Here is a 4,470-nt window from a genome sequence, read left to right as displayed (position 1 = left end):
CGACCTGCGCCGGGCTGACGACGACAGTTCCTGTCAGGCCACTGCCATTGCTGGAAGAAGCTGTCACCGCAAAGCTGCTTGTAGACTGCACCGTGGTGGTGCCAGCAGTTGCTGTGACCTTGACTGCATATTGGCCAGGCGCTGCACCACTCAGTGGCAGGCTGTAGGCATAGTTTTTTGTATTTGCCGCTGGCAGTTGGGCCAGGATTTCGGTTTTAGTGAAGCGTACTGTGCCGTCTGGGTTGGTCACGGTGGTGACGACCTGGATGTTATCGACTGGCAGGTTTTGTGTGGCATTGCTGATGACATCACTTAACTGTACGGTATCTGCCGGCCCATAGCTGGTTTTGTCAGTACTGAGTTTGGCGGTCAGGACGGTATTGTCACTGCCTATGGTGAGGGCTGTTTGTGCCTGGGTATATGCTACGCCATTTGTATCCAGCAATTGCGCAAGGACCTGGTATTTACCTGCAATAGTAGAACCTGTATTCCAGACACCAAGCACCTGACTTTGTGCGGTTGCGCCTATTTTTACTACCTGTTTGGGCAGTATGACTACGTTAACACCATCGACAGTTTGCACAACAAACTGTATCTGTGCATTGTTATCGAAACTACCCAGGTTTTTTACCGTGGCAGTAAGCTGGACATTGGTATTGGACGGATAGCTGCCTGCATCTGTATTGACTGCAATACCGAATGAGCCCGCCAAACCATCAAGGCCAAACGACACAGAGTTATTGCTGATATCAAAATCGCTGAGCATGTGAGCGCCCTTGCCGTCGTCATCTGCGACAACAACGAGGGTTTTGATATTGGCCATAGAACCTGAATAATTCAGGGTGACGTCCTGATATTCATTTGTATTGAGGTCAATGCCGGTGACTGCCGTACCGAGCAAATTGCTGCCTCCCACTTGCCCGCTGTAAAACGCGATTGGTGTACCCCCAGCTATTGGCAGCAAACCGGCATTACCTATCCTGACGGTGAGGCCTGACGGTTTGACCCCACCCTGATCATTGATCCGTATAAAGGATGCGGTCACATCAGGGGCAGCTGTCGCTGAAATGTCTACTCTCGCGTTCAGGCGATAATTATTATTGACTTCCCAGCTATTTTTTTCAACGCGAGGAACTGTGCCGTCATCATTGATATTTGTAATGTGATAGCTATGTTGGTTCCATATACTGCGAACGCCTACCCATGCATTATTCACATCCTGATAAATACGCAGGCCTACGGCAGAACCAGAACTTTGCGGGACGATCAGATCAGCATGTCCATCGTTGTCCACGTCGGCAACAACTGCCATTTCAAAAGAAGTGTCAGATGTGTTTGGGATACTGAATAGTTCTTTGGCATTGGCGCTGTCATATACTTTCAGATTGAACTGATCGGCATATACCACCTTGGCTTTGTGGTCACCCGCAAAGTCAAACACGCTGGAACCTGTGGCGGATGAAATATCATAAGTCGGAACATTCCATTTGATACTACCGTCTGCGCCGAATACTGTATACGCAAAAGCACCTGCTATACCAATTTCAGGAATACCATCGCCATCCATGTCAGCAATCACAGGGACACCACCGTGACCACCGCCAGGAAGGTAAACCGGGCCCCAGATAATTGCGCCATTGTGGTCAAGCAAATACACTTTACCACTGTTGACGGAGACGATCTGGGGATAACGATCGCCTGTGAAATTGGCGACTGCGGTAAAACCGTCTCCAACTGCATTGTTTTGCCATAACAAACGACCATCTGCATCATAAGCAGATGCACCGGCAATAACCGCTGGGCGGCCAGTCCGGTTAATATCGGCAACGATGGAGTATGGGGCAACGACGTCAGCAGAACCTCGCAAATAATTATCGCCGATAAAGTCACCGCTGCCATTCCAGCGCAAAGTGCCGTCGTAATTGAAAACTGTTTTACCATAAATGATCTCGGCCTTACCATCACCATCAAGATCAGCAATACTGATGCCGCCGCCATGCCACGCAGAGACAAATTGTGTCCCAGGCACCATCCATTTGACAGCGCCCTTACTGCTGAAAGCAATCAGGCCGTTATCTGCCTTTTGAGCAATGATGGTAATTTCTCCAGATCCATCAATATCTGCAGCTGCCATATGGCTAAGGGGAGAAATACGATAAGCCGGATCAGTTACGGTGAGAACTTCGCTGCCGTCTTTACCATTGACGATACGCAGTATTCCATCACGATAAGATGGATGGCGGTACGATGCAAAAATGATGTTTGAAGACTTGCTGCCCTTACCAGCAGGCATGACCAGAGGTGCCATTTCCACCTGATTATAGTCAGGCATGGTTGTACCACCTGCCCACTGCCATTTCAATTTAGGTTGAAATAATGTGGAATCAGGTTTGATTTCAATAAAGTCTGCACTGGACTTCAGATTATCATCCTTGCTAATCTGTACCAGGCTTTGTTCGCTATCTGCCCAGACAATAATAGGCGCATCTCTGAATGGCAAAAGTCCGCTCACCGGAACCTGAACCACAACTGTCTGCCCCGGCGCTATTGAACTCGCCAGGCTGGCTGAACCTAGTTTCAAGTCGATATTACCGTCAAATAAACGATTTTTATTGGTGTCGTTAAACGCCAGTAATTTGATACCTGCCGGGACATCAGCGGTACCCGTATTCTGCAGAGTAACACTGAGGAAACCTGACAGTTCCAGTGATTGTGGATTGGTAAGTGCATTTTTCCGGTCTATACGTGCAAGGGAAATTTGTGGCAAGAGAACTGCTGCCTTGACCTTACGCATGCGTATCTGTCCCATATCAACAGTGGACTGGCCATCTATGAAGACAACGGTGTTAGTATCAAGGTATTGACCAAGTTTGAATGTCATGCTGACCATGCCGTTCGCGTCTTTTAGCACATTCCCTTGAACGAATTTACCATTGGCATCAGATTTCAAGGTATGAGGCCCGGCTGCATCCACTATCGTAATATCAACGCCAGCGAGCACCTGATTGCTTCCTGCATCCATCACCTGACCAAAAACGCTAGTGCTGGTCACATCAGAGCTATTACCAGAAGCGGAAATCTTAGGTGAGTAAACAGCCGTAGCACCCGCCGCAACGCGAATAATATTGTTAACCGTTTTGTAGCCCAGTTTGCTGACGGTCAGCGGCACATCTCCTGCTGGAACATTGACAAACTGGTAGCTGCCGTTCATGTCAGTTACCGCACTGAATGCAGCACCTGAAACAAGCACCCCGGGCACAGGCACACCGCTAAGTGCATCAGACACCACACCATAAATAGTTGCTGTTGTTGCAGTACTGATTTTGGATAATTTGAGGACGCCCAGGTCCATGACTTGACCTGCAGCGACTTTGGTAGTGGCACTCAAGCTAGTGTAATTCGCCAGCGAGAAACTCAGGGAGTAATTACCGGGAGTCTGGTTGGCGAAGCTAAAATTACCATCGGCACCGGTCGTCAGCTCAACTGTTTTGGAGCCGGCAAGCACAACGCGCGCACCAGCGATGGCAAGACCGGTCTGACTCTCAAGCAATTTACCTTTGATGATTGCCAGGCTTGGATCGGCGGGGACATACTGGCTGATACTCAAGGCACGCAGTGCCAATGCCGTTTGATAGGGATCACCACCCCAGCTACCATCTGGCAACTGTGCATTCAAGAGATAAGTTTGCACAGCAGTGGCCGTAGGTACTGCAGGAATAAAATCATGCAAGCTCTCATACGCAAGACAGCTCAGGAAAACTGAGCTGTTCCAGCTACCAGGTGACGATTGCTGCGCCATGAGGTAAGTCGTCAACACTTGTATGGATGCGGTAAGCGGCAAGGTACTGGCATGAGCACGGTAAGCAGCGAGTGCATAAATACTGCTGTAAAGGTCAATTCTGCCATTTAGCTGGAAAGAGCCATCTGTTCCCTGCACTGATTGCAAGTAAGCGATAGCTGCAGCAACACCATCTGTGCGGTCTGCCTGTTTCAGAGCAATCAAAGCCAGGGAAGTATCCAGTACATTACTGGCGTAGCCTGGAGCACCGCCAAAACCACCGTCGACATTGACGCGATTAAGCATTTTTGCCATCAGCACGCTGGCATCACCTTTGGCGGTAGCAAGCGCTATGATTTTACGCGCCAAGTATTCAGTACTGGCATCTGGTTCAGAGGATAGGGAAGTTAATAAATTTGCTGGAGTGCTTGCCAGTAACTGCAAAGTCTGAGCTACTTCTGCACGCGCTTGCAACGGAGTTGCAATAGACTGAGCCTCATTACTCAGCTTGCCGTCTGAGAGTATCTGCGTATTAAGCCATTTCAGGCCATTTACCACGGGGCCAGTGGTTTGTGCATAAGCGCCATGTACTAACAAGGTGAACAAAAAAAGAGCGCCAACCAATAGGTTTCGCACAAAAGTACCGACATTTTGAAGCACAGCAGACCCCTGAAATAAACGCACTGAGCCGA

At 49.1% G+C, this 4,470-nt stretch carries 1 protein-coding gene; it reads right to left on the bottom strand.

All coding sequences use genetic code 11. The features are described 5' to 3' along the window. On the bottom strand, positions 1–4,384 hold a 4,384-nt coding region (locus ACO0LG_RS29445; RefSeq protein WP_423032159.1), incomplete at its 3' end, for a carboxypeptidase regulatory-like domain-containing protein. Positions 4,385–4,470: the final 86 nt, after the last annotated feature.

The organism is Undibacterium sp. Ji42W, from assembly GCF_049340405.1.
In the GTDB taxonomy this organism is placed as follows: domain Bacteria; phylum Pseudomonadota; class Gammaproteobacteria; order Burkholderiales; family Burkholderiaceae_D; genus Undibacterium.
This window is presented reverse-complemented; position numbering and strand designations above follow the sequence as displayed.